This window comes from Aquabacterium commune, from assembly GCF_004362855.1.
Taxonomy (GTDB): Bacteria; Pseudomonadota; Gammaproteobacteria; order Burkholderiales; family Burkholderiaceae_C; genus Aquabacterium; species Aquabacterium commune.
In genome coordinates, this window is sequence record NZ_SNXW01000002.1 from 360,959 (window position 1) to 385,752 (window position 24,794).

21 protein-coding genes and 1 riboswitch are annotated in these 24,794 nt (G+C 67.4%); of the genes, 3 read left to right on the forward strand and 18 right to left on the reverse strand.

What is annotated here, in order from left to right; genetic code table 11:
* Nucleotides 1-4: 4 nt before the first annotated feature.
* Nucleotides 5-907: a DMT family transporter gene (locus EV672_RS05445; protein WP_243738534.1), complete on the forward strand. Its 903-nt coding sequence runs from the start codon at nucleotides 5-7 to the stop codon at nucleotides 905-907.
* 43 nt (nucleotides 908-950) lie between these two features.
* Here the strand turns inward: EV672_RS05445 and EV672_RS05450 are convergent, their stop codons facing one another.
* Nucleotides 951-1,715, reverse strand: coding sequence for a ZIP family metal transporter (locus tag EV672_RS05450; RefSeq protein WP_243738535.1), 765 nt, complete (start codon nucleotides 1,713-1,715; stop codon nucleotides 951-953).
* Nucleotides 1,716-1,873: 158 nt separating this feature from the next.
* On the opposite strand from EV672_RS05450, the gene EV672_RS05455 reads away from it, so the two are divergent.
* On the forward strand, nucleotides 1,874-3,388 hold the full coding sequence (locus tag EV672_RS05455) for a Ppx/GppA phosphatase family protein (protein ID WP_133607383.1): 1,515 nt from the start codon (nucleotides 1,874-1,876) through the stop codon (nucleotides 3,386-3,388).
* A gap of 25 nt (nucleotides 3,389-3,413) precedes the next feature.
* Here EV672_RS05455 and EV672_RS05460 read toward each other — a convergent pair whose 3' ends face one another.
* From EV672_RS05460 to EV672_RS05540, 17 genes are all read right to left on the reverse strand, one after another.
* The gene (locus tag EV672_RS05460; RefSeq protein WP_133607035.1) at nucleotides 3,414-3,899 is read right to left on the reverse strand and encodes a TssQ family T6SS-associated lipoprotein; all 486 of its coding nucleotides are present in this window, start codon (nucleotides 3,897-3,899) and stop codon (nucleotides 3,414-3,416) included.
* Nucleotides 3,900-3,949: 50 nt separating this feature from the next.
* Complete coding sequence (locus EV672_RS05465) at nucleotides 3,950-5,446, reverse strand: serine/threonine-protein kinase (protein WP_243738536.1); 1,497 nt, start codon at nucleotides 5,444-5,446, stop codon at nucleotides 3,950-3,952.
* Nucleotides 5,447-5,520: 74 nt separating this feature from the next.
* Nucleotides 5,521-6,066: a transcription antitermination factor NusB gene (gene nusB / locus EV672_RS05470; protein WP_133607037.1), complete on the reverse strand. Its 546-nt coding sequence runs from the start codon at nucleotides 6,064-6,066 to the stop codon at nucleotides 5,521-5,523.
* Nucleotides 6,063-6,527, reverse strand: a complete 465-nt coding sequence (ribH, locus tag EV672_RS05475; RefSeq protein ID WP_133607039.1) for a 6,7-dimethyl-8-ribityllumazine synthase — start codon at nucleotides 6,525-6,527, stop codon at nucleotides 6,063-6,065. Before ribH ends, nusB begins: the two co-directional genes overlap by 4 nt.
* Before the next feature lie 91 nt (nucleotides 6,528-6,618).
* Nucleotides 6,619-7,737, reverse strand: a complete 1,119-nt coding sequence (gene ribBA, locus EV672_RS05480; protein WP_133607041.1) for a bifunctional 3,4-dihydroxy-2-butanone-4-phosphate synthase/GTP cyclohydrolase II — start codon at nucleotides 7,735-7,737, stop codon at nucleotides 6,619-6,621.
* A 41-nt stretch (nucleotides 7,738-7,778) separates the two neighbouring features.
* The gene (locus EV672_RS05485; RefSeq protein WP_133607042.1) at nucleotides 7,779-8,423 is read right to left on the reverse strand and encodes a riboflavin synthase; all 645 of its coding nucleotides are present in this window, start codon (nucleotides 8,421-8,423) and stop codon (nucleotides 7,779-7,781) included.
* 31 nt (nucleotides 8,424-8,454) lie between these two features.
* On the reverse strand, nucleotides 8,455-9,645 hold the full coding sequence (gene ribD, locus EV672_RS05490; RefSeq protein ID WP_243738537.1) for a bifunctional diaminohydroxyphosphoribosylaminopyrimidine deaminase/5-amino-6-(5-phosphoribosylamino)uracil reductase RibD: 1,191 nt from the start codon (nucleotides 9,643-9,645) through the stop codon (nucleotides 8,455-8,457).
* Nucleotides 9,646-9,739: 94 nt separating this feature from the next.
* Nucleotides 9,740-10,153 carry an energy transducer TonB gene (locus tag EV672_RS05495; RefSeq protein WP_133607044.1) on the reverse strand — a complete coding sequence of 138 codons (414 nt, stop codon included), beginning with the start codon at nucleotides 10,151-10,153 and terminating at the stop codon, nucleotides 9,740-9,742.
* Nucleotides 10,154-10,445: 292 nt separating this feature from the next.
* The gene (locus tag EV672_RS05500; protein WP_279536168.1) at nucleotides 10,446-10,973 is read right to left on the reverse strand and encodes a type IV pilin protein; all 528 of its coding nucleotides are present in this window, start codon (nucleotides 10,971-10,973) and stop codon (nucleotides 10,446-10,448) included.
* Nucleotides 10,970-16,354 (reverse strand): pilus assembly protein, encoded by a 5,385-nt coding sequence (locus EV672_RS05505; RefSeq protein ID WP_133607046.1) that lies wholly within the window; start codon nucleotides 16,352-16,354, stop codon nucleotides 10,970-10,972. The genes EV672_RS05500 and EV672_RS05505 overlap by 4 nt, the downstream gene beginning before the upstream one ends.
* A 15-nt stretch (nucleotides 16,355-16,369) precedes the next feature.
* Nucleotides 16,370-16,993 (reverse strand): pilus assembly PilX family protein, encoded by a 624-nt coding sequence (locus EV672_RS05510; RefSeq protein ID WP_243738538.1) that lies wholly within the window; start codon nucleotides 16,991-16,993, stop codon nucleotides 16,370-16,372.
* An 80-nt stretch (nucleotides 16,994-17,073) separates the two neighbouring features.
* A complete protein-coding gene (locus EV672_RS05515) occupies nucleotides 17,074-18,324 on the reverse strand; it encodes a PilW family protein (RefSeq protein ID WP_133607050.1) in 1,251 nt (416 codons plus the stop codon).
* Nucleotides 18,321-18,914, reverse strand: coding sequence for a type IV pilus modification protein PilV (gene pilV / locus EV672_RS05520; RefSeq protein ID WP_133607052.1), 594 nt, complete (start codon nucleotides 18,912-18,914; stop codon nucleotides 18,321-18,323). Before pilV ends, EV672_RS05515 begins: the two co-directional genes overlap by 4 nt.
* A gap of 8 nt (nucleotides 18,915-18,922) precedes the next feature.
* Nucleotides 18,923-19,543 carry a GspH/FimT family pseudopilin gene (locus EV672_RS05525; protein WP_133607054.1) on the reverse strand — a complete coding sequence of 207 codons (621 nt, stop codon included), beginning with the start codon at nucleotides 19,541-19,543 and terminating at the stop codon, nucleotides 18,923-18,925.
* Nucleotides 19,544-19,698: 155 nt separating this feature from the next.
* Nucleotides 19,699-20,172 (reverse strand): transcriptional regulator NrdR, encoded by a 474-nt coding sequence (gene nrdR, locus EV672_RS05530; RefSeq protein WP_133607056.1) that lies wholly within the window; start codon nucleotides 20,170-20,172, stop codon nucleotides 19,699-19,701.
* 7 nt (nucleotides 20,173-20,179) lie between these two features.
* Nucleotides 20,180-21,442: a serine hydroxymethyltransferase gene (gene glyA / locus EV672_RS05535; protein ID WP_133607058.1), complete on the reverse strand. Its 1,263-nt coding sequence runs from the start codon at nucleotides 21,440-21,442 to the stop codon at nucleotides 20,180-20,182.
* Between the two features lie 62 nt (nucleotides 21,443-21,504).
* Nucleotides 21,505-21,635, reverse strand: a riboswitch (ZMP/ZTP riboswitch).
* Between the two features lie 96 nt (nucleotides 21,636-21,731).
* Nucleotides 21,732-22,733 (reverse strand): lytic transglycosylase domain-containing protein, encoded by a 1,002-nt coding sequence (locus EV672_RS05540; RefSeq protein WP_133607060.1) that lies wholly within the window; start codon nucleotides 22,731-22,733, stop codon nucleotides 21,732-21,734.
* Between the two features lie 369 nt (nucleotides 22,734-23,102).
* Between EV672_RS05540 and EV672_RS05545 the strand changes: the two genes are divergently transcribed.
* On the forward strand, nucleotides 23,103-24,704 hold the full coding sequence (locus EV672_RS05545; RefSeq protein ID WP_133607062.1) for a UbiD family decarboxylase: 1,602 nt from the start codon (nucleotides 23,103-23,105) through the stop codon (nucleotides 24,702-24,704).
* The last annotated feature ends 90 nt before the right edge of the window (nucleotides 24,705-24,794 follow it).

The following is a 24,794-nucleotide window of genomic DNA, read 5'->3' on the forward strand; positions in this document are numbered from 1 at the left end:
GCCCTTGCGCCGCTCGCCCTACTGGCAGATGGCCCTGGCCACCGTGCTGTTCGCCTGCATGGGCGTGTGCGTCAAGCTGGCATCCGAACACTTCGGCACCGCCGCGGTGGTCGGCATGCGCGGCTTCGTGGGCGCCGTGATGATGGCGGCCATCGCCTGGGGCACGGGCACCTCGCTGCGCACTTCGGTGCCCCGCCTGCACCTGCAGCGCGGGCTGTCGGGCGTGCTCGCGCTCTCGCTGTGGTTTTACTGCATCGGCCACTTGCCCCTGGCCACGGCCGTCACGCTGAACTACATGTCGTCCGTGTGGATGGCGGTCTTCCTCATCGGCCAGATCGCCTGGGCGCGCCACCAGGGCCGAGATGGTCGCCGGGTGGACCCGCGGCTCGTGGCTGCCATCGCGGTGGGCTTCGCCGGTGTGGCCCTCGTGCTGCACCCCACGCTGGCGCGCGACCAGCTGGGCGCAGGCGTGGTGGGCCTGGTGTCCGGCATGCTGGCCGCCATGGCCTATGTGCAGGTCACGGCGCTGGGCCGTGCGGGCGAGCCCGAAGTCCGCGTGGTGTTTCACTTCTCACTGATGGGCACGGTGCTGGGCGCCGGCCTGGGCGTGGTCGAAGCCTGGGCCCAGGGCACGCCGCACGCCGATGCACTGGCCGACATCCCCGCCATGGCCTGGGCCGAGCTCATCGGCGTCGGTGCCTTCGCCACCATCGCCCAGCTGCTGATGACGCGGGCCTATGCGCGCGGCAGCATGCTGGTCAACGCCAGCCTGCAGTACCTGGGCATCGTGCACGCCAGCCTGTTCGGCATGTGGCTGTTCCACGAGCACCTGGGGCCGGGCAGCGTGCTGGGCATGCTGCTCATCGTCGGTGCCGGCATGGTGGCCACGCGCTTCAAACCGGCCTGAGCCTTCAGGCCTGACAGCCCCAAGCGCAACAGCCGCATCCACCTCACTCGTGCATGGTGTGCACGATGGACGCGATCATCAGCAAGCCAACGGTCAGCCAGACGATCTGCAGCAAGGTGTCGCGCCAGCTCAGGCGCTTTTGCAGCTGCGGGATGAGGTCGGCCACGGCCACGTAAACGAAGCTGCTGGCCGCCACCACCATCATGTAAGGCAGGTAGTCCTTGAAGGGGCCGATGAGGTAGTAGCCCAGCACGCCGCCCACCACGGCCGACATGCCCGAGATCATGTTGTAGGCCAGCGCCCGCATGCGCGAGAAGCCCGCGTTGATCAGCACGATGTAGTCGCCCACCTCCTGCGGGATCTCGTGGGCGATGATGGCCAGCGCCGTGACCACGCCCAGGTGCGGGTCGGAGAGGAAGGCCGCGGCGATCAGCACGCCATCGCAGAAGTTGTGGATGCTGTCGCCCACCAGCACGCTCCAGCCGCCGCGCCCGGCCTGCTCGGCATCGAAGCCATGGTGGTGGTGGTGGTCGTCGTGCTCGTGGTGGTGGCCATGGCGGTAGAGCTCCGCCTTCTCCAGCAGGAAGAAAAACATCAGCCCGCCCAGCAAGGTCAGGAAGAGGCCGTGTGGCGGCTCGCCCGACTCGAAGGCCTCGGGCAGCACGTGCAGCAGCGCGGTGCCCAGCAGCACGCCGGTGGACAGGCCCACCAGGTGGCGAACGATCAGGCCCAGCAAGGGCGCGGACAGGGCTGCGGCCAGCAGCACCGAAACCAGGCCGCCGATGAAGGTGGCAGCCACGATGGACATCAGAATCATCCAGGCATCTTAGCAACCGGGTCAAGCCTTGGCCGAGATCGGGTGATGTCTGTCACGGAGTGGCCCGTCAAAGCAGGGACAATACCGGCATGGACACACCGCTGAGCGCCCCCCCGATCAAGACCACAACCGCCGCACCCGAGCGCGGCATGGACAAGAGCCGATTCCCCGACCTGCTGGCCGCCATCGACATGGGCTCCAACAGCTTCCGGCTGGAAATCGCCCAGATCACCCGGGGCCGCTACAAGCGCATCGACTACCTCAAGGAAACCGTGCGTCTGGGCGCCGGCCTCGACAGCCGCGGCCTGCTGACCGAGGAAGCGACCCAGCGTGGCCTGGCCTGCCTGGCCGGCTTTGCGCAACGCCTCAAAGGCTTCGCGCCCTGGCAGGTGCGCGCCGTGGCCACCCAGACCCTGCGCGAGGCCCGCAACCGCGATGCCTTCCTGCAGCGCGGCGACCGCGTGCTGGGCCTGCCCATCGAGGTCATCTCAGGCCGCGAAGAAGCCCGCCTGATCTACCAGGGTGTCTCGCGCCTGCAGCCCAGCGAGTTGCCGCGCCTGGTCATCGACATCGGCGGGCGTTCCACCGAGATGATCCTGGGCGTGGGCCGCGCGCCGCACCGCGCCGAATCGTTCGCGGTGGGCAGCGTCAGCCTGTCGCTGCAGCACTTTCCGGAAGGCCGCTACACCGCCGAGCACTTCCGCGCGGCCCAGATCGCCGCGGGCGCCGAGCTCGAAGAAGCCCTGACGATTTTCCCGCGCGAGCAATGGCAGGAGGCCCTGGGCTCTTCGGGCACGGTGGGTGCGGTTTCGCAAATCCTGGCGGCCAACGGCATCACCGATGGCAGCATCACGCCCGATGGCCTGCGCTGGTGCATCGAGCAATGCATCGCCGCGGGCAGCACCGAAAACCTCGCCCTGCCCGGCCTCAAGCCGGAGCGCAAGGCGGTGCTGGGCGGCGGGCTGTCCATCCTGTACACGCTGTCGCAGCACTTCGACATCGAGGTCATGCGCCCGGCCCGCGGTGCCTTGCGCCAGGGCGTGATCTTCGACCTCGAAGACCGCATCGAGGCTGCCAGCAACCACCGCCTGCCCGACCCCCGCGACACCTCGGTGCGCGAGCTGCAACGCCGCTTCCAGGTGGACGTGGCCCATGCCGATCGGGTGCGCAGCCGCGCCCTGAGCCTGTGGCAAAGCCTCAACGACCCCACGGCCAGCCCCGATGGCGAGCACGCCCGCGAACTGGGCTGGGCCAGCGGCCTGCACGAAATCGGCATGATGGTGTCGCACCACGACCACCACCGCCACAGCGCCTACCTGCTGGGCCATGTCGATGCCTCGGGCTATTCGCAGTCGCAACTGCGGCGCCTCGCCACCCTGGTGCTGGGCCAACGCGGCGACCTCGTCAAGCTGGCCGATCACAAGCACGACCGACCGCTGATGTCGCAGGTGATGTGCCTGCGCCTGGCCATCATCCTGCACCACGCCCGCATGGAGCTGCCCCCGAAGGTGGCGCTGCTGCAGCGTGGCCGCACCGGCAAGGCGCGCCTCGTGCTGTCGCGCAAGTGGGCGCAGATGCACCCGCGCACCCTGCACCTGCTCGACGAGGAAGTGCGCCGCTGGGCCGGCAACGGCGACCGTCAGCTGGAAATCACGCTGGCTTGAACCCAGGCCGCAGCCTAGGCCACAGTCACTTCAAGCCCAAGGCCTTGCGGTACACCTGCGACCACATCGGGTGGCCGGCTTCGGCCTTGCTCAAGGAGAACCTGGCGTCGGCCGCACGCGCGGCCTTGAAGGCCGCGGCACACAGCGCGCCACGCCGGCTGGTGCAGAAGATGAAGGCCAGGTGCTTGTGCGCCTGGGCCACATCGGCAGGTGTTGCCAGGCCCGCTCTGAGCGCCAGCTTGAACTGCGCCTCGGCCTGCGGGTACTGTGCCGACTGATACGCCCTCAAGCCCTGGGCCAGGGCCTGTTCGCCCGCCGTGGTGCTGCGCGTGGACGGCTCGGGCAACACGGGCGTGGTGGCACTGGGCACCGACACTGGGGCGGCCACGCTGGCCGACGCGGCACCGGGCTGCGCCTCGGCCTTGACCGGCTGGCGTGGGGCACCGGCACAACCCAGCAGGCAAACGCTGGCGAGCAGCGCGCTCCAGCCAGCCCGATGCCATGGCGGCATCCGGAGGCTCCGATCACACAAGGGCCAGTGCGTGCGCATGGGCCGCCCCGTCAGAACTGGTGGCGCAGCTGCACCGGCTTGCCGCCCTGCACCGCCACCGTCTGCTGGAAGGCCGGGGCATCGCCGTTGCGCACAACGATGGTGTGGCGCCCTGCGGGCAGCTTGAGCTGGTTGAGGGGCGGTGTCACCCCGACGGACACGCCGTCCACCCAGACTTCGCCCCAGGGGCTGATGGCCAGGCGCACCAGGCCTTCGGCAGGGACGGTGGCAGGCGCGGTGGCAGGCGCGGTGGCAGGCGCGGTCTGCGCCGCCGAGGCACCCATGTCGCCTGATCGGGCCTGCAAACCTTGCGCCTCTGGCGGCGTTTGAAGGGCCTTGTCCGCAGGTGGCCGAGCTGGGGCCTGCGCCAGCACCGCGCCCTGCGGCGCGGCATGCCGCTGCCACCACAGCCCCGTCATGGCGGTCACGAGGGTCACGCTGGCCAGCAACCACACGCCCGGCTTGCGCCACAGCGGTCGGGCGCCACGCGCGCGGCGCTCCACTGCCGGCGGGGTCGCACCGCTGCCCTCCGACGCGTCCAGCCAGTCGCGCAGCTCCTGCGACAGCCGCCGCGCCGAGCGCGTGCGCTGTTCCGGGTCGCGCCGGATGGCCCGCATGACGATCTCCGACAGCGCCTTGGGCACGTCCGGGTTGATGTCCTGTGGCGTCGGCACGGGCTTGCGCAGCACCGCGTCGGCAATCTCTTCCAGCGTCTCGCCCGCGAAAGCGCGGCGGAACACCAGCAACTCGTAGAGCACCACACCCAGGGCATAGACGTCCACCCGGCGGTCACCGGGTTCGCGCCTGGCCTGTTCGGGCGACATGTAGAACGGCGAGCCACCCACGATTTCCTGGAAGCGGCTGTGCGCGTCGTCGCGCTTGGGCAGGCTCTCGGCCTGGCGGATGCGCGCGATGCCGAAGTCCAGCACGCGCGGCTGGGTGCGCCCCACCATGAAGATGTTGGCCGGCTTGATGTCGCGGTGGATGACGCCCTTGTGGTGCGCGTAGGACAAGGCATCGGCCACGCGCCGCACGATCAAGGCCGCCTGCTCGGGCGTCGGCTTCCAGCCCATGGCCAGCAGCTGGCGCAGGTCCTTGCCCTTGAGCAGCTCCATGGCGATGTAGGTGCCGTGCTCGCTCGTGCCCGCGTCGTGCAGCGTGACGATGTGCGGGTGGTTGAGGCTGCCGGCCGCACGCGCCTCGTTCAGGAAGAGCGCGTTGAACTGCGCGCGGTCGGCCTGGGGCAGGTCCACGTGCAGCGTCTTGATGGCGATCAGGCGCGACAGCAGCGGGTCGTGCGCGGCGTACACCGTGCCCAAGCCCCCCTCGCCGATGACGTGCTTGAGCGCGTACCGACCGATGTGGCCGATGGTGGGCAGGGATTCGGGCGATGCGCGGCGCAGCTCGGCCGGGTCGGGCTCGGGCAGCGGCCGCGTCTCGGCGATGGTGTCGATGTCGTCCCGCGCCAGACGGTCAACGTCGGCCTCCACCTCGTGAGGCTCTGTCACCGCTGGCTGCGTGTGGATCATGGACACGGAGGAACCCCTGTTGTGGCGCCCCCGAAACCGACCATCTGCGTGGCTCAGCGCGGGCGCGCTGCTTTGACTTCGTCGGGGCGCAGGCTGGGGGCCAGATGGTCCAGCACGCCGTTGACGTATTTGTGCCCATCGGTTCCGCCGAACCCCTTGGCCAGTTCTACCGCTTCGTTGATGGCCACCTTGTAAGGCACGTCCAAACAATGTGTCAGTTCGTACGCACCGATCCACAGCACGGCGTGCTCGACAGGCGAGAGTTCATCGACCGGTCGGTCCAGAAACTTGAGCAAGGCCTCGTCGAGTTGCGTTTGCTGGTCGATGCAGCCGTGCAGCAATGCATCGTAGTGGGCTCGGTCACATTTGGAAAACTCTTCCAGCTCGCGGATGTTGGCATCCACCGAGGACGCTTCGCGGCGGTTGAGCTGCCATTCGTACAGGCCCTGCAGCGCGAACTCGCGCGCACGGCGGCGCGAGGACTTGGCGCGGTCGCGCGGGGCGCCGCCAGGGGCAGGCTTGCGGGCGGGGCGCGCCTGGCTTGCTGCCTGGGCGGTGGCCTCAGCGCCGGTGGGGGGGGTATCCGGGGTGTCGCTCACAGCAGGTCGTCCAGCAAATTGGCCATTTCCACGGCAACGCGGGCGGCATCGCGGCCCTTTTCTTCCACGCGGGCTTCGGCCTGGGCCTGGTTTTCCACGGTCAGGATGGCGTTGGCAATGGGCACGTGGTGATCCAGGCTGACGCGGGTGACGCCAGCGCCGCTCTCGTTGGCCACCAGCTCGAAGTGGTAGGTCTCGCCGCGGATGATGCAGCCGAGCGCGACCAGGGCGTCAAAGCGCTCGCTGTCGGCCATGGCCTGCAGGGCCACGGACACCTCCAGCGCACCCGGCACGGTGACGTGCTCGATGTGCTTGCGGTTCACGCCCAGCTGGAGCAGCTCGTCGATGCACACCTCGGCCAGGCGCGAGGTGAGCTCGTCGTTGAAGCGGGCCTGGACGATGCCGACCCGCAGGTCGTGCCCGTCGAGGCGATTGCTGTGTCCTTTGTCAGCGCCTTGCATGAAATTCCAATCCAAAGAGCGAAGTTGAGAGAAAAAGAGCGATGTGAAAGCGCCATTGCCGGCACCGCAAAACGAGCGGCGCCGGCGGAAATCAGTTCGACGGCGTCAGCTGCTGGCCATCGGCCGTCAGGAAGCCCACGACTTCCAGGCCATAGCCCACCATGCTGGGCAGGCGTTGCTGGTTGCCCATCAGGCGCATGCGCTGCACACCGAGGGTCTTGAGGATCTGGGCGCCCACGCCGTAGGTGCGCAGGTCCACCGGCGTCTTGGGCGCCACGTTCGGCTCGGTGGGCAGCATGCGCTCCAGCAGGCGCTCGGGGTCGTCGCCCACATTGAGCAGCACGGCCACGCCACGGCCCGCTTCGCGGATGGCGGCCAGGGCCTTGGGCAGCGGCCAGGAGTGGCTGCGGCTGCCAGCGTCCAGCCAGTCCATCACCGAAAGGGGCTCGTGCACGCGCACCAGCACCTCTTCGGGCGTCGCGCCATGCAGGCCCAGTCCCAGCGCCAGGTGGACGGCACCGGTCTTGTCCTTGAAGACGTGGGCGTCGAAGGCACCTTCGGGCGTCTGCATCGTGCGGATGCCGACTTTTTCGATCAGCGATTCGTTGCGGCTGCGGTACTGGATCAGGTCGGCGATGGTGCCGATCTTCAGGCCGTGCTCCTTGGCGAACACCTCCAGGTCGGGCAGGCGGGCCATGGTGCCGTCGTCGTTCATGATCTCGCAGATCACGGCAGACGGCGTCAGGCCGGCCATGCCGGAGAGGTCGCAACCGGCTTCGGTGTGGCCGGCGCGCATGAGCACGCCACCGTCCTGCGCTTGCAGCGGGAAGATGTGGCCGGGCTGGACCAGGTCGGTGGGCTTGGCATCGCGGGCGACGGCGGCCTGCACGGTGCGGGCGCGGTCGGCGGCGGAGATGCCCGTGGTCACGCCCTCGACGGCTTCGATGGAGACCGTGAAGGCCGTGCCGTGCTTGGTGCCGTTGCGCACCGCCATGGGCGGCAGTTGCAGGCGTTCGCAGCGGTCGCGCGTCAGCGTCAGGCAGATCAAGCCGCGGCCGTGCTTGGCCATGAAATTGATGGCTTCCGGGGTGACGTGCTCAGACGCCAGCACGAGGTCGCCCTCGTTCTCACGGTCTTCTTCGTCCACCAGGATGACCATGCGGCCAGCGGCGAGTTCGGCGATCAGCTCGGGGATGGGTGAAATCGGCATCTTGCAATTGTAGGCGGGTGGGCAGGCGCTGGCGGGGGGCGTCACGCCGAGACCGGCAATTTGCCCTCGGCGCCCAGCATGCGTTCCACATAGCGGGCGATCAGGTCCACTTCCAGGTTGACGTTGCCGCCGGCCCGGAGTTCGCCCAGGGCGGTGTTCTCGATGGTGTGGGGGATGAGGTTGATGTCGAAGGCGGTGCTGCCGTCGTCGGCATCGGCCACGCTGTTGACGGTCAGGCTCACGCCATTGACGGTGATGGAGCCCTTGTAGGCCAGGAAGCGGGCCAGGGCCTTGGGCGCGCGGATGCGCAGCAACCAGGACTCGCCCACCGGCTCGAACACCTCGACCGCGCCCACGCCATCGACGTGGCCGGTGACGATGTGCCCCCCCAGGCGATCGTGCGAGCGCAGCGCCTGCTCCAGGTTGACGCGGTGGCCTGTGCCGGCCAAGCCGACCGTGCGCGCCAGGCTTTCCGCCGACACGTCGATGGTGAAGCGGCTGGCCGCCACGTCGAAGGTGGTGACGGTCATGCAGGCGCCGTTGATGGCGATGCTGTCGCCCAGGCCCACGCCATCGAGGTAGCCGGCGGGCGTCTGGACCGTCAGGCGGCGGCCGTGCGAGGGCTGGTCGCCCAGGGGCTGGGAGTCGGTGATCTGGCCAACGCCAGTGATGATGCCGGTGAACATGTGTGAGACAGCAGGTGAAGTGGCGGTGGGGTCAGAAGCGTTCGCGGCCCGGCGGGCGCACGATCAGCCGCACGTCGGGGCCGATCTGGCACACCTCGCGGACCTCGCCTTGCCAGGCCTCGCCCAGGGTGCTCAGCGGTGACAGCGCGGCCAGCGCCCTGCCCGGCCCCAACAGCTTGGGCGCAAGATACACCAGGATCTCATCGACCCAGTCCCCGTCGATCAAATGACCATTCAGCGTGGCCCCGGCTTCCACGTGCAGTTCGTTGACGCCACGGCGCGCCAGCTCGGGCAGCAGCCAGGCGATGTCGATGCGGTCGGTCTCGCGGCCTCGCGCCGGGTCGCTCGCCGGTTCGATGGCATGCACGCCAGCGGCGTCGGCCTCGCGCTGCGAGGGTGCCGTGAGGATCTGCGCGCCGGCCGCGCTCAGCGTCACCTGGCGGGCCTGGGCCACCGCGTCCAGCGGCGCCAGGCCGACCACCAGCACGCCCCCCTCGGCGGAGAACAAGGCCGCATCGGGCGGTGTGCGCCAACGGCTGTCCAGCACCACGCGCAGGGGCTGGCGGGGCGTGGGCAGGTTGCGCACGTCCAGGCGGGGGTTGTCGTCGAGCACCGTGCCGATGCCGGTGAGCACGGCAGAGGCGCGGGCGCGCCAGTGCTGGCCGTCTTCGCGCGCCGCCGGGCCGGTGATCCACTGGCTGGCGCCGTTGTCCAGGGCGGTGCGGCCGTCCAGCGAGGCCGCGACCTTCAGCCGCACCCAAGGTCGTTGGCGCACCATGCGCGACAGGAAACCGATCAGGATCTCACGGGCCTGCAGCGCCACGGGGTGCTCCGGCGCGAGTTGCAGCACCTCGATGCCCGCGTCGCGCAGCCGCGCCGCACCCTGGCCGGCCACCAGCGGGTTCGGGTCGGCACAGGCGATGACCACGCGGGCCAGGCCCTCGCGCACCAAGGCATCGGCACACGGCGGGGTGCGGCCATGGTGGGCGCAGGGCTCCAGGGTGACGCAGGCCGTGGCGCCGCGCACACTGTGGCCACGGGCCTGGGCATCGCGCAAGGCCATCACCTCGGCGTGCGGGCCGCCCACCTGTTGGGTGTGGCCTTGGCCGAGCAGTTCGCCGTCGCGCACGATGACGCAGCCGACCGCGGGGTTCGGGGAGGAGAGGGGCAGGGCCAGTTCGGCTTGCTGGAGGGCCTGGTGCAGCCAGAGATCGTCGTTCAAGGATAGGTGCCGTCGATGGTGCCGGGGATGGTGGCGGGTGATCTGGTCGGCGCCGCCACGGGCAGACCACGGTGGCGCGAACCACCACGGCCACTCACCGGAAGCGCTCGTTGTCCGACACCAGTTCTACCACGAGGGTGGCCGCCACGGGGCGACCACCGCGCGCACCTGGGCGCATGGGCGTGCCCGGCAAGGGCACCAAAGCGCGAAGGGCCCAATCGCCCGGAGGATCGGCACGCAGCAACTCGACACGGTCAATGCGGCCTTCGGCGGAGACCCACAACCGCACCAGCATGCTGCCATGCGGCAGGGGTGCGAGCACGTCTTCGTCCAGGAACCAGCCCAGCTCGGGGCGCGGGCTTTGGTCCAGCTGGTCGGCAGGTGTGTAGCGACCCGCCAGCCACTGGGGCCCAGCCGGCTGATGCATCGACTCGGAAGGCACGACGTCGGTGCCTTGGCTGGGGGGCGCTTCTGCCAACTGGGTGCGCACCGGGGCATCGGCGGTCATCGCCACCCCATCCACGGGCGCGTCGGTGTCAGCATGGGTTGGCGGCAAAGCGGCAAGGCCTGTGCTGGGCACGCCCAAGCGGACGTGAAACGCCGCTGGCACCGCGGACGCCACACCGGCCCGGGCGCCAGTCAACCCCTGGTGCGCCCACCCCCACCACAAGACCACATGGAGACCGAACGCGCCCAGTCCTGCGGCCACCAGGACCGGGCTCAGGCGCCATGCGGGTCGTTGCCTCGCTGCGATCTGCGATCGACGCACGCGGGACGAAACAGCCAGTGCCATCCCGACCTCACTGCCAGCAGGCGTCCAGCGCCGCAGCCGCATTGGCGTAACGATCCCCTTGGTTCGCCACCGACTTCACCCCGGTGTTCGTGACGGACAGATCACCACAGGGATCGCTCTTCATGCTCCCATTGGCATTGCGGGTCGCCGTCAGGGTGTAGGCCTGCCCACCCGTGGTCGCGGTTTCGACCACCAGCGAGAGGTCATAGCGCACGCTGCCCTGGGTCGGGCTGCGCACGAAGGGCTGAGCGTTGAAGCCCGTGTTGCCGGCATCGCTGCCCGTCGACGTGCCATACACGTACGTGGCGCTGTAGTGCCGCTCCAGCCACTGCTGGGCTGCCGCCATCTGGGTCTTGAGATCGCTGCGGTGCCCACGCGCCACGTACTCGGTGTAGGACGGGTAGGCCACGGCGGCCAGGATGCCGACCACGGCCACCACGATCATCAACTCGATCAGGGTGAAGCCGCGCTGGGCTGCGCGGACGGACGGGTTGGGAAAGCGCAGGTGCATCACGGGCTCGTCGGTGGGGTTCACTTGGTCTTGAGGCCGGGGATTTCGCGCCACTGCACGCGCAGGTTGGTCGCCGGCGTCTGCAGATTGCGGTCTTCGGTGTCGCCGACCACGCGGGTGCGGGTGAGGCCCGAGCTGCCATCGAAGCCATCGCGCACAGCCAGCAATTTCTGATCGTTCACGTCCACGGCCAGCAGGTTGCGGCCGTCCACCAGGATGCTGCGGATGGGCAAGCCATTGATCGGGCTGAGCACGAACAGGGAGCCTTGTGGACCGCTGCCGCACGACTGGCTCAGCTCCTCGGCCGACTTGCCGCGCACGGTGGTGAAGAGCACGAAATTCAAGCGACTGACGGGGGAGCTGATGAGCGCCTCGCCCGCATCGCTGGCCGACGGCAACTCGAAATACCAGCCGTCGTTGAGGGCCGGATCGAAGCGTGGGGCCACGTCGGTGGCGCCCAGCGGCACGGCCTTGCCGCTGGCATCGCGCCTCACGGTGCCGTCCTCATTGAGCTGCGCGATGAAGACCTGGCCAGCGTCGGTGCCTGTGGTTTCGCGCACGGCCACACGGCGCACGAAGGTGCTGACCGGGGTGCCTGTGCTGGTGGCGGTGCTGGTGCCGGGCTTGAGCTTGGTGCCACTCAGGTCAGGTAGCTCATTGCCGCCCGTTGTGGGCGCCGGGAACATGGTGTCCTGAACCTCCCCGCTGAGCACGGTGCGGCTGTAGCCGCCGCGATCCCAGACGGTGAAGAAGCGCTGTGCGCGGGCGAGGTCCGGGAAGTCGCCAGCCTCGATGGCGCGCCCGGTGCCGAAACTCACCATGATGCCGCCGAAGGACGGAAAGGTCAGCGCCGGCGCGGTGGTGATGGGCAAGGCCTTGTTGCTGCCATCTTTCGCAGAGAACAGCGGCAGGCCCGCGCGGCCGTTGGCAGGCACCGATGCCTGCGCAGGCGCGATCAAGGCAACGCCCCACTCAGCGGGGTTGGCAGAGCGCAAATCGAAACGCCACACTTGGCCCTTGAGGTCGGTGCCATAGGCGATGTCGGCCGTGCCGTTGTTGTCGAGGTCGGCCCAGGTCACGCCCATGAGGCCGTTGTTGCTGTCGGTGGTGCTGGTGGTCAGTGCCACGTAATTGCCCGGATCGCCGCTGACGGGCTTGCGCCAGGCGCCCGTGCCAGGCCCCGCCGCATTCAGAATGAGCAGCACCGCGCGCCCGCCCTCGGAGCGGTAGCCATTGGGCTGCAGGACGCCAAAGCGGCCGCTGTTGAGGTAAACCACCTGCGATGCCTGCCCCGACACGCTGCTGCGCACGGGGTCGATCAGGTTGAAGCCCAGGTCCCTGTCGTCGTCGGCCGTGAACGACCACTTGACGATGCTGGCGGGTGCGCTACCGGCCAGGCTGGCGGGGTAGGTGACATCCAGTGCGAACACCGCGCGACCGCCTCGGCCCAGCGAGCTGAACAGGTAGGTGCGCCATTCGTTGCTTGCGCCACCCGTGGCGGTCGAGGTCTTCGGCACCAGCACGTCGGCCGTGTAGGGGCTGCCGTCCATCAAGGGCTTGGGGTCGGACGTCGAGCGCGCCATGGCACCGCCGAGCTGCCCCAGCAGCGCACCAGGCACAAACGACAGGATGGGGTCGCCCGTGTTGGCGTTGAAGCCGTGCAGCATCCCATCGAAGGACCCCACCCACAGCACATTGGGCTGCACAGGCTTTTTGTCGCTCGTCGTCGCTGCCTTTTCCAGCACGTACGCAAGGTAGGAGGGCTGCGAGGCGAAGTCGGCATCGGTGTAGCGCCCAGCCGCCTGGCTGTCCTGAAGCCACGGCGTGGAGTTCACCACCGGGCCCATGATGCCCTGCTCACCACGTGCACGGAACAAGGTTCCGGCAAAGCTGGCGTCACCACGCATGTAATTCACCAAGCGCGTGCCAGCCGTGCGCTGGGTTGCACCGATGGTGTCCGTGGCGGACAAGCCCAGCAAAGGGCGCAGCAAGGCGTTGTTGCTGTCATTGTCCGCGCCATCGCTGACCAGCGCGAAGTCTGCCCCGACGCCAGCGACCTGGGTAATGATCTTGCGCGAACCACCGGCGTCGGTGAGCTTGTCACTGCCATCCCACGCCACCTTCAGGGTTTCGAACTGACCTGTGGGCAAGAGCGCGAAGGCGCGCACATTGCCACTGAAGGTGTCGCGGCTGAACTCCGACCGGTACTTGAAAGAACCCGTCAGCAATTCGGCCGATGACACTGCGGGCGCTGAGTTGCTGCTCGCGGTCAGGCTGCTGAACAACTGGCGCAGTCGCTGTTCCAGCAACTCGGGGCGGCGCGCCAGGAAATACCCATCGGGCTCGCCGTCTGCGCACTGGCTGCCAACGCAGTTTTGGCCCGCATTGGATTGAGAGTCCCAGTTGTTGGAGGCGCCGCTGGCGCTCGGGGCATCTGGCTGGGCATCGGTGCTGACCTTGAACTCGGTTCGCTTCTCGCGCGTGTCAAAACTGCCGTATTTGGCGATGTACCAAAGCGGGTCACGCAGGGTCACGGGCGCCGCGCCATCCTTGACCAGGAAGGTCTGCGTGACGGTGGTGGTGACATTGGTACCCTCCACGAACTGGTCGGCAAAGACCACGTTCTTGCCGCGGAATTTCGTGCTCTCGGCTCCGGGGGTCATGGCCCAAGCAAAGCCGTCAACTCCCCCCTCGCCGTTGCTCATGCCCGCAGACGTGAAGTTGCACAGCAACACAAACTTTTCGGACTCCTCACCGACCAGCTTGCGGTCCTTGCAAAGGGAGCTGCTCGCATAGCCGTTGGAGCCATGGGTCAGGTAACGGCCATCAACCTGGTAAGTACCGCCCGGATTGGCTTGCGTGCCGATGATGCTGTAGCCGTGAGAGCCCAGCGCGCCCGCTTCGTGCCCCAGCACATCGGTCAGGACCTTGAGTTCGTAAGCACCCGGGTTGCCAGCGATTGGCTTGGTCTCCCAGCGGATGAAACCGATCAGGTCCATGTCGTAGTCGCCGCCGAACTGGGCGTCGTTCCAGGTGACCACGTAGGAGCCGAAGGCTTCGTCCGTGCTGTCATTGCGCCCCACCTCCAGGGCCTTGAAGGTCAACACCGCGCCCGGCATGAGCTGATCGTCATTGAAGCCACCATGGCGCCAAGAACTTTCCGGCGTGATGTACACCTTTTTGCCCGATGTGCCGATGGGCACCTCGATGCGCGGCACACCGCCCGCCAGCGAGGCCGCGTAAGACTTCACGCGCAAGGCGTGCTGCGGCAGTTTGTCCAGGCGCACATTGGCGCCGGTGTCGGCGGTCAGGGATGAGGCCACAGCGACGCCACCGACCTCACGGTTGCCCATCTCGCGGATGGCACGCGTGTTGGCGGCGAAGGCGGCTCCCGCGCCCAGATAGGCGCCCTTGATGCCAGGGGCCTCGGGACAGACGCCAGCCACACTGGCCAGGCCGGCTGTGACGACCGTGCCGATCTGCTTGGACGTGCAATCGGAACCGAACCCGGCGATGTTGCTGCCCACAGACCGGGCGGTGTTGTTGATGCGCTCGATCTGGCCGACCTTGTCCGTCAGCCCAGCCAAGGTAGCGCCACCCGCCGCGTTGGTCGAGAAAAACGCGCGCACCGCATCGTAAATGTCGTCACTGCTGCCCGGCTCATCGGTGTCGTAACTCACCGTGCCGCTGGAGATGGCCAACACATTCATGGGCCGGCAAATGCCCTTGCCGTACATGCTGCTGCGCAGCCTCTGGGTGGCCGGGTCCTTCGAGTTGGCATCGTCGAGCGGATCCACGGCGACGACGGTGCCTGAACCATCCCGCTTGGGCGTGGGCAAGCCCACCTCGGTGTCACGCGGCCAGTTCTGCGAAGCGATGCCCAGTTGGGTGTCGCCAGCGAAATAGGCCAGCGCCTGCACGATCATTTCCGAGATGGGATTGCCCCAGGAGGCATGGTCACCGTTGACCATGTCTTGAGGCCTCAGGTACTCGATGTCGGGCGGGCTGCTCGGACGGGCCGCGCCGCTGCGCAAGACGGTGCCGTTGTAGTTGCCCGCACCGTACAGGCGGATGCGATCAAAACTGACGATGATGCCAGCGGCCACCTGGTCACTGCTGGCCGTTTGCGCGCAGTTGCTGAGCTTGTCCAGCACGTTGTGACAGAAGCGGCCGCTGTAGAGGTCCACCTCGTCATTGACGGAGCCGATGTTCTTGCGCAGCACACCGCCACGCAGGTTGCTGTCGTAGCTGCCGGTGATCAGACCGAACTCGGCCAAGGCCGCCTGTTCGGGCGCGGAGGTCGTGGCGAACTCCTGCAGCAGGCCGATCGGTTTGAGCACCGCGGGGTCGCTGGCGGAGCCATTGGGATTGCGGTAGGCCCGGCAGCGTTCATTGCCAACCAGATCGGCTTTGCACGCCTGCACACGCACGGCCAGCTCATTGCCGATCTTGCCTCCTTCCGGGCCATACGTCGCGCCATCGGTTTCGTCCGAGGGCACCGCAACGGCGTGGGCGGTCGGGTCCACCTCGCCCCCCACCAATCTGCCTCTGGACGGGCCGTACTTGGCATAAAACAAGCGCGCCTTGACGCCGAAGCTGTAGTTGCGCTCCCTGGCCCAATTGCACACGGTGCCCGGCGTGGTGCCCCACAGGCTGAAGTTGCCCTTGGCCAGGCGGATCAAGGGATAACCGTTGGCCCCGGTTTCGTTGCGGTCGGCCCCGCGGCTGCAAAGGGTGAGGCCTTTGCCACCCAGGTCACCGGCCAGGGTGAAGGGCGTGAAATCGTCGATGTCGCTGCCGCTGTAGTACTTCACGAAGGCATGCGCGTCGTGCGACATCTGCGCCATCTCCAGCGTGGTGTCGGTCAGCGTGTCTTCCCGGCGGTAGCCGCCATACAGCGTTTTGCGCACGACGTCGATGCGCGTCATCGTCGCCCAGTTCAGGAAGTTGCCGCTCCACCGACCTGTGCTGTTCTTGCAAGACAGGTAGCTGGCCGCGGGCACAGACGACCCGGCCGCGCTGACGCCAATCTTGGCCGGCATGGCCACAGGCTCGAAGCGCGGGATGGCCCGGGTGCTGTTGTAGGCGTAGCACTTGTCGGCGTCGAAATAACCGTAATAGCGGAAAGTCCGCTTGTAGGTGTAGTCGTCCTGGCCGTCACCGTCGAGATCTTCGTAATCGGTGTAGATCGGCGAGAACAGGGTGTGGTCGCGCGATGCGGTCAGCATCACCATCGGGCCACCGCCACCGAACGAGATGTTGGGCGGGTAAGGCGACAAGGGCACCGAGGTGACCAGCTGTTGGCTTTGCGCCAGGCTGGGCAAGGCCACCCCCAGGCTCAGGGACAGCATCAAGGCCAGCAAGCCGCAGGCGATCAACAAGGCACGGGGCAGGATGCGGGGCATGTGTCGAGCCTCGGGTCAGAGTTCAGGAACGACGAAATAGGACTGCAGCACCACCTCGGTGCCTGCGCGGTAGCCGAAGCCTCGTGCCGTGATGCGAAACAGCAACTGGCTGCCACGGCGCAGCGGCTCCAGCAGGTATTCAGGTTGCTGCGCCACAGCAGGGATGGCGCGCGTGCCCGTGAAGGTTCCCAGGGGCACCGCCCCGGTGAAGGTGGCGCATGAACCGTCACTGCCTGCGCTGGGCTTGGTGGAGGCCGTGTCGTTCCAGCGTCCGCCCTTGCGCGTCGGCCACCAGGCCTCGCCCGTGGTGGTGGTGGAGGTGGCATCGCTGAAATTCACAGCGCCCACTTCACTTTCATTGAGGCTGCACTGCCCTCGCAGGCAGTTGGCGGTGAAACGAGGCACCTGGTTCTGCACCGGCCGGTCCGCACCGCGCGGGCACGTGGCCGTTGCCGCCCCGTTGGCGGACAGCAGCAGGTCGCGCTCGGCATCGCGCAAGGCCGCCTCTGCCGCCTGGCGGGCCACCTGGTGGTCCAGTTGGTTGCGTGCCAAGCCCTCGCCGCCCAAGGCCAGCCTGGCGCTGACCAGTGCAATGCCTGTCAGGGCAATGGTGAAAACGAGCACCACGACCAGGGCCATGCCCCGTTCGCCAGGACGTGTGTGCACACAGTCGTGGCGAGCACGCCGCGCTGCAGAAAAACAAAAACGCAGGTCGAACATCAGACAGCTCCGGCGGTGTCGGCCGAGGTGGTCGTGGTGGGGGTGGGGGTCGGAGCGGTCGAACCACCACTGGCCGGCCCGACCGTGTTGCCCTGGCGGTTCTTCACGCTGAAGACCCGCTCGAAGGTGCGCACCTGGGCGCCATCGGTGCGGGACAAGGCAATGCCTCGGCAATCGGTCACGTTGAGGGCCTTGCCCGCGGCGTTGCGCACGGCCGTGTTGTTGCTCAGGCTGCGCACCAGCACACACACGCGGACCGACACCACCTGCTGCCAGCCCGTGAGCGTCTGGTCCCCATCCTGCACTGGCAGCAGCGCACTGACATCGGAAGCTGAGACGTAACGCACCGGCGCCCCTGAGGTGAGGTCTTTCAAGCCGTAGCTCAGGACCATCTGCTCGACGCCAGGCACCAGCTCGATGTCGTCACCAAATCTCACATTCCGACCATTGCCGCGGCACTTCAAGGCGAAGGTGTTGATCTTGCTGCCACTCTCCGAGGTGAAGGTGCTGGCGCCGAGGAAGTACTGGTTGATGACCATCAGCGGCGAAGCAGGCGGCAAGCCGGCCTCGGTGCGGGGTCTGTCGGGTGTCGCAGCCGCACCGGTGGTCGCGTTGGCCGGCGTGCCCGTGCCAGGCACCGTGCCCAGGCGGGTGGTGTTGAGGGCCACCGTTGCGTCATTGGCCACATCGGCGCGGGTGCAATCGGCACGCTGACCCACCGCCACGGACATGGCATCGCTGGTGAAGTACGCCACAGCGAAGGCATCCGACCCAGCCGCGGTGCCCGTTGTCGATGTGTGAGGGGCACAGGCATGTGACTCGGTCAGGGTCTGCCCCGCACAACCGAACACCCCCCCTTGATAGGACGCGACCTTGGTCGCACCGGCGACCACCATTTGCGCGGCAGCACGATCGAAACTCATGCGCACCGAGGTCTGGAAGCCCTGTCCTGCACTCACCGGCTCCGTGCCGGTCACCGGGTAGAAGCCAGCCAGTGCAATCTCCCGGCCCAGCAGTTCCAGGGCGAACTGACCAGCCTCCGACATCGCGCCGCGCTCATCCACCGCCTTTTGTGTGCCACGGGTGTTGATGTAGAGCAGGGTGGCAGCCAGCACCAGAACGAGGTTGAGGGCGATGGCCACCATCAACTCGACCAGCGTCACCCCTCGCTGGTGCCGCAACGCAAGCCACTGCCAATGGCTTGGGCCGTCCGGCCGGCAATCACACGTCAAAGGACAGAGGACGGTCATGGCACCACCACGAAGTTGGCGCAGCGCGTCCCGTCCGGTACGCCCCTTGGGCAGCAACTCTGGAGCGCCATGCCCGTGGTGCTTGTTGCACACTCGGCGCTCGCCACAAGGGCGCGGCCATTGACGCCGTCCTGGGTGCGGTCCTTGTCCGTCCACATGAATGTGACGTTGATGCCTGTGCGCGCGTCACCCGTCACCCGCACCGAGCCCCGAGGCAAGCTTCTGCGTACCGCAGAACGCCACTGAGCCATGTCGTAGCTGGCCAAAGCAGCCCCGCTGCAGCTCGCGCCCGATGCGGCACAGTCAACCGAGGCCGCAGCCACATCGGCCGCCTGGTTCGACCAAGTCGCGTCGTACAAATAGCCTGACGATGCAGCCACGCCCGGCGCCTGGTTCAAATTGGAGCGCACCCGCTCGGCGTAGTCAGCCAGCAGCCCTGACAACTGCGCGCGTTGCCCCGAGCCCAGCTGGTAGCTGACGGTGCGGGCCTGCAACGCGGCCAAGCCAACCATGCCCAGGGCAAGCACAAGCATGGACACGAGCACCTCGATGAGGCTCACGCCCGACTGCGAACGATGGATGCGACTCATGCTCGCGCTCACGGGTTGTTGGCCGCCACAGGGGGCGTGTTGCCGGAGCCCGATGAGGTGGTTGCCACGTCCTTCACGGTGTCAACCTGAACCCGCCCCTGGAAGCTCACGGTGATGTCCCGCCGATAGGGGCTGTTGGCATCCTTGCCATCGACCACCCTGTAAGTGGATTGGCCCGACACCAAGGTGCCGCGCGCATCGAAGGTCAACACGTCCTGCTTGGCCGTGTTCACGTCCACCAACTGGTAGCGCCCATTGCCCGGCTGGCGCACCGAAATCACCTCGTCGGCTGTCAAAGCCGTCGCTGCGGTGCCACCGCAGGCCGCGTTGGTGTACGTGATCCAGCCCCGATGCCAATTGCCCAATGCCGTCCCGGTGGCGCAGGTGTTGCCCCCCTCAGCGGCCAGCTGGCAAATCGACACGCAGGTGTTGCGGTTGATGGCGTCCAACCTCGCCCGCTGCAGGGCGATGGCGAAGTCATCCTTGACGGCGTTCATGCCACTCTTGGCCAGAAAGGACTGCATCCCTGGCACAGCCACGGCCGCCAGGATGGCCACGACGGCCACAGTGACCATCAGCTCCACCAGGGTGAAGCCTCTCCGAGTGTGATTTTGTGCTCGCTTGCGCATGGAGGCCGAATGTAGCGCGTTGCCCCGCAGACGCAACACCGCTGGCCGCCGTCCACTGACCGCTCATCGCCACGGGGGCGGGTTGCCCCGCGGTTTGCGCCACCTGCCCCCGCAAGCAAGGGGGGCGTGGACGCCAGCCCCGAAGCCACAGGCGCTCAGCCCTCGGCCTTCCTGGTGGCCGCCTTGCCGGTTTCCTTGATCGCCGCGACGAACTCGCTGACGTCGTCGAAGCTGCGGTACACCGATGCAAAACGCACGTAGGCCACCTTGTCGAGTTTGCGCAGCTCGCGCATCACCCACTCGCCAAGCTGGGTGGAATCGACTTCCTTGTCACCCGACTGGCGCAGGCGCGCCTCGATGGCCTCGATGGCGCCTTCGAGCGCCTCGGCACTGACCGGCCGCTTGCGCAGCGCGATCATCATCGAGCCCTTGAGCTTGGCGCGCTCGTAGTCGGTGCGCCGACCGTCGCGCTTGACGATGGCCGGCAGCTCGATTTCCGCGCGCTCGTAGGTCGTGAAGCGCTTGTCACAGTGGTGGCACTTGCGGCGACGGCGGATGCTGTCGCCCTCGTCGGAATCCCGGGTCTCCACGACCTGGGTTTCCAGGTGGCCACAAAAGGGACAGCGCATGCCGGCTTCAGCCTGCCTTGCCGGTGTACACCGGGAACTGGCGGGTCAGGGCCGTGACCTGCTCTCGCACGCGGGCGATGGTGGCCTCGTCGTGCGGGTTGTCCAGCACGTCGGCGATCAGGTTCGCCACTTGCACGGCCTGCTCTTCCTTGAACCCACGCGTCGTCATGGCCGGCGAGCCCAGGCGCACACCGCTGGTCACGAAAGGCTTCTGCGGGTCGTTGGGGATGCCGTTCTTGTTGCAGGTGATGTGCGCGGCGCCCAGGATGGCCTCGGCTTCCTTGCCGGTCAGGTTCTTGGGGCGCAGATCCACCAGCATCACATGGCTTTCCGTGCGACCCGAGACGATGCGCAAGCCACGCTGGGTCAGGGTGTCGGCCAGCGCAGCGGCGTTCTTCACCACTTGCTGCTGGTAGGCCTTGAATTCGGGCGATGCGGCCTCCTTGAAAGCCACGGCCTTGCCAGCGATCACGTGCATCAGCGGCCCACCCTGGATGCCAGGGAAGATGGCGCTGTTGACCTTCTTGGCGATCTCTTCACCACGCATCAGGATGATGCCGCCACGGGGGCCGCGCAGGCTCTTGTGCGTGGTCGAAGTGACCACATCGGCGTGAGGCACGGGGTTGGGATAGACGCCCGCGGCGATCAGGCCGGCGTAGTGGGCCATGTCCACCATGAAGTAAGCGCCGATTTCCTTGGCGATCTTGGCGAAGCGCTCGAAGTCGATGCGCAGCGCGAAGGCCGAGGCACCGGCGATGATGATCTTGGGCTTGTGCTCGCGCGCCAGCGCTTCCATCTTGTCGTAGTCGATGTCTTCGGCGGCATTCAGGCCGTAGGACACGACCTTGAACCACTTGCCCGACATGTTCAGCGGCATGCCATGGGTCAGGTGGCCGCCTTCGGCCAGGCTCAGGCCCATGATGGTGTCGCCGGGTTGCAGCAGGGCAAAGAACACGGCCTGGTTGGCCTGCGAGCCCGAGTTGGGCTGCACATTGGCGAACTCGGCACCGAACAGGGCCTTCAGGCGGTCGATGGCCAGTTGCTCGACGACGTCCACGTGCTCGCAACCACCGTAGTAGCGCTTGCCGGGGTAGCCCTCGGCGTACTTGTTGGTCAGCTGGGAGCCCTGGGCTTCCATGACGGCCGGCGAGGTGTAGTTCTCGGAGGCGATCAGCTCGATGTGGTCTTCCTGACGCTGGTTCTCGGCCTGGATGGCGGCGAACAGCTCGGGGTCAACGTTGGCGATGGTGTGCTTGGCGCGGTCAAACATGGAGGCAGTCCTCTTCGCGATGAAGATGGGTGAAAACCGACACCCGCAGGTGCTGCGGATGGGAGGGCTGCCCAGGCGAACGGCTGACGCAACCCCGAACGAAACGGGTCAGGGTTGGTTGCGCTTCCCGGTGGTTCACCACCTCAGGCTCGCCCTTGGGGCCAGCCATGTATCGCCAGTTGCGCAACGCAGCAAATTGTAGCGGAGGCGGCCCGGGCTGTGCGCGGCAAGCCCGCCACAGCCCCACCGCATCGCGGGGGATCCTCCTCGGACCCGCCCGGCGATGCCGTCAGCGGCGAGCACCTTCCGGTGCGGACAGCAGCGCCACGTGCTCGACCGCACGGTGCGGCGCGGCCGGCGTCGGGGCCGACTCACTCACCGCAGGCGTGGCCGTGCCCGCGGGCGTGGCATCGGGCGAAGCGGGTGGCGCAACAGGCACCGCGACGGGGCCCACCACTGGCGCGGCCGATGCGACCGTCGCTTGCGGCAAAGGTGCGTTCACAGCCACCTTCTGACCTGCGGCCACCTGTTGGAGGTAGGCCGCCTCGGCCAGCACCTTGGCGGCGTAACCACCGTCGTCGGGCATGTTGGCCGCACCCACATAGTGCTTCAGGCCACCGCTGAGGCTGCCGGCACGGCGAACGCAATCCACCAGCACCTGCACACCGACGCGCAGGTTGGTGACCGGGTCAAAGGCGGCGTTCTGACCACCGAAGATGGCGTACTTGTCGTGGTGGATGCGGGTCATGACCTGCATCAGGCCCTGGGCGCCCACATGGCTTTGCGCGAAGGGGTTGAAGCCCGACTCCACCGCCATCACGGCCAGCACCAGGGTGGGCTCCATGCCCACACGCTTGCCGACCACCCAGGCTTCCTGCACCAGGCGGCTGATGGGTTCGGGCGCCACGTTGTAGCGGCGAGCGATCCAGAACGCCACCGCCGACTGCTGTCGGTTCAGCTCGGCCGGGTTGGCCGCGGTCGCGCGCTGGATGGCGTCCGGCTCGGCCATGGCCAGCAGGACCTCGTCGGCACCGGCGCTGCCGTCAACGGCCTCGGTGCGCGTGGTGGCGCGCTCGGTCAACCAACCCAAAGCCCGGGCTTCCATGGCATGGCGCACCTCGGCCTGTGTGGCCAGGAACACCGCGGCCAGCACCGCGACCAGACCAACGGCTGCCAGGGCGTGGTGGCTCAACCAGCGCACGCCTTCCAGCACATCGGACACGACCAGGCGAACCACCGCCACCAAATTTTGCAGGGACAGACCCTGCCGAGACACCGACGGCGAAGACATCGCCAAAGGTTCAGACGACAACAACTCGTCTGCAGCACGTTCACACGCTGACATGAAGCTCCTTTCCTCACCGAGGCACAGGGCCGACGCGTCCGCAGACTGACGCCGGGTCTCTGCACACGGACGGTGATAATGGCCCCGGCAAGACAGCGGTGCGGCCTGTGCAAGGGCTCGCTCACCGCCACGAAGTGGCCCACCGCTCTGAGGGCAGGCCTGAAGGAAAACGCCGGGGCTGACAGCGTTGCGCCCGGTTGGGGCGCAAGGGGAAACCCGGGGCAAACTGCTTTCCGGGTTCAACGGGGCGGATTCTAGGCAAGGCTGAAATAACCAGTCAAGTATAAAGACTGCATTCTTTATTCCTTTTACACCATGAAATACCGAGACTTGCGGGACTTCGTCGCAGGCCTGGAGCGCCAAGGCGAGCTCCAGCGCATCGCCGATCCGGTGTCCGTGCACCTGGACATGACCGCCCTGAGCGACCGCGTGCTGCGCGCCGAAGGCCCCGCCTTGTGGTTCGATCGCCCGGTGGGCGCCATCCAGGCCAACGGCCAGCCCCTGCGCGCCTACCGCCATCCGGTGCTGGCCAACCTGTTCGGCACCCCGAAACGGGTGGCCCTGGGGATGGGGGCATCCGACGTCAGCGAACTGCGCGACATCGGCCGGCTGTTGGCCAGCTTGAAAGAGCCCGAGCCACCGAAGGGGCTCAAAGACGCCGGCAAGCTCCTGCACATGGCCAAGGCGCTGTGGGACATGAAGCCAGCCAGCGTGCGCAGCGCCCCCTGCCAGGCGGAAGTGCGACAAGGCAGCGACATCGACCTGACCGAGCTGCCCATCCAGCATTGCTGGCCCGAAGACGCAGGCCCGCTGCTGACCTGGGGCCTGGTCGTCACCCGCGGGCCGCAGAACGTGCCCAACCCGCGCAGGCGCCAGAACCTGGGCATCTACCGGCAGCAACTCATTGGCAAACGCCAGCTCATCATGCGCTGGCTGACCCACCGTGGCGGTGCGCTCGACTTCCGCGAGTTCGCGCTGGCCCACCCCGGCCAGCCCTTCCCCATTGCCGTGGCCCTGGGCGCCGACCCGGCCACCATCCTGGGCGCCGTCACACCCGTGCCCGACACCCTGGGCGAGTACCAATTCGCTGGCCTGCTGCGTGGCAGCCGCACCGAAGTCACCGACACCGCGGTGGGCGAAGGCGAGCACAAGCTGCAGGTGCCCGCCTCGGCCGAATTTGTGCTCGAAGGCCACATCCCCACCGCGCCGGCCGGCTACGAGGGCGAGAGCGAGCATGGCGTGCGCTTGAAAGAGAAGAACGGCTACCTGCACGCGCTCGAAGGTCCGTTCGGCGACCACACCGGTTACTACAATGAGCAGGACTGGTTCCCGGTGTTCGAGGTCACGCGCCTGACCCACCGCAAGGACCCGGTCTATCACTCGACTTACACCGGCAAGCCGCCCGACGAGCCCGCCGTGCTGGGCGTGGCGCTCAACGAAGTCTTCGTGCCCATCCTGCAAAAGCAGTTTCCGGAGATCGTGGACTTTTACCTGCCCCCGGAGGGCTGCAGCTACCGGATGGCCATCGTCAGCATGAAGAAGGCCTACGCCGGCCACAGCAAACGGCTGATGTTCGGCATCTGGAGCTTCCTGCGCCAGTTCATGTACACCAAGTTCATCGTCATCGTTGACGACGACGTTGACATCCGCAACTGGCAGGAAGTGATCTGGGCCGTCACCACCCGCATGGACCCGGTGCGCGACACCACCCTGGTGGACCACACCCCCATCGACTACCTCGATTTCGCCTCGCCCATCAGCGGCCTGGGCGGCAAGATGGGGCTGGACGCCACGAACAAATGGCCCGGCGAAACCAACCGTGAATGGGGCCGCACCATCACCATGCCCAGCGACGTGAGCCAGCGGGTGGAGGGCCTGTTTTCGCGCATCATGCACGCCCCGGGCCACAAGGCCTGACCCCTGGCGCAACCGATGGGCCAAGGGGCTTGCCAAGGCAGGCGTCTTGGCCTAATCTGAACCCGTCTGCAAAGGCAGACAACCCAAAAG